This window comes from Pontibacter sp. HSC-14F20 (genome assembly GCF_019599265.1).
GTDB lineage: Bacteria > Bacteroidota > Bacteroidia > Cytophagales > Hymenobacteraceae > Pontibacter.
The window spans coordinates 1-1,220 of sequence record NZ_JAHZTC010000044.1; the positions used below are offsets into that span (position 1 = coordinate 1).

1 protein-coding gene is annotated in these 1,220 nt (G+C 54.5%); it reads right to left on the bottom strand.

The genetic code is table 11. From position 1 onward, the window contains the following. Window positions 1-17: 17 nt before the first annotated feature. Window positions 18-1,141 (bottom strand): IS3 family transposase gene (locus K3G39_RS20395; protein WP_220628019.1). Its coding sequence is split into 2 segments (ribosomal slippage): window positions 18-889 and window positions 889-1,141, totalling 1,125 coding nucleotides; the frame shifts between segments, so codons are not numbered across the junction. Window positions 1,142-1,220: the final 79 nt, after the last annotated feature.

Here is a 1,220-nt window from a genome sequence, read left to right on the forward strand (position 1 = left end):
CTGAGCTCCTCCCAATTTTAGGACAGCGCTAAATTAGAGAATTCGGGTTTCTCTATATTCTTTTTCACCCACTCTTCTGGCGTTTTGTCACCCAGTGAACTGTGGGGCCGGAAGCAGTTATATTCCTGCCTCCACGCCTCGATTTTCTCCCTTGCGTCTTCCAGACTCAGGAACCAGTTCACGTTCAGACACTCATCCCGAAAGCTGCCATTGAAAGACTCAATAAGGGCGTTATCCGTGGGTTTGCCCGGCCTGGAGAAGTCCAACGTCACTTTGTTTTCATAAGCCCACCGGTCCAGTGCCTTGGAGATAAACTCACTCCCGTTGTCCACTTTGATACGCTCCGGCACCCTGCCGTGTTGTTGCTTGAGCCGCTCCATCACGGCCACCACCTGCTCCCCTTTGATCCCCTGGTCCACCTCGATGGCCAGGCATTTGCGGCTATAATTATCCACTACAGTTAAGGAGCGGAATTTGCGGCCATCAAAGAGCTGGTCAGCCACAAAGTCCATGCTCCAGCACGCATGTAAATTGGTGGCAGGAACTTGCTCCAGCCGGTGAGCCGCTGTCCGGCAGCGCCGGGGCCGCAGACTTCTTAGGTTCAGTCCTTCCAGCTTATAGAGCCGGTGGACGCGCTTGTGGTTGTCCGGCCAGCCTTCCCGACGCAGCAACGTGTAAATCCGCCACATACCGTAGCGCACCCTGGTCTGCGCGATCTGGCGCATGCGCGCCCGAAGCACCAGGTCCTTTTCCTTCCCTTTGGCCTTGTAATACCAGCCCGAGCGGTGGAACATCACCACGCGGCAGGCCCGGTGGATGGAAACGCGGTAATCGGTCAGCAGTGTCATGGCCAGCGCCTTGAGTTGGGCTGGCCTCAGAACTTTTTTTTCAGTACATCCTGCAGCATTTGCTTGTCCAGGCTCAAGTCAGCCACCAGCTGCTTGAGGTGCCGGTTTTCCTCTTCCAACTGCCGGAGCTTACGCAATTCCGACACTCCTAAACCACCGTACTTTTTCTTCCAGTTGTAGAAGGTGGCCTCAGAGATACCCATCTTGCGGCATACCTCCGCCACCGACACGCCTGTTTCGGCCTGCTTGATGGCGAAGATGATCTGCGCCTCGGTGAATTTTGATTTTTTCATGGCAATTCGTTTTGTTTTGATACGACAAATTGCCCGTTTCCTCTACTTTACAGCGGTCCGAATTTTAGGGGGGAGGTCA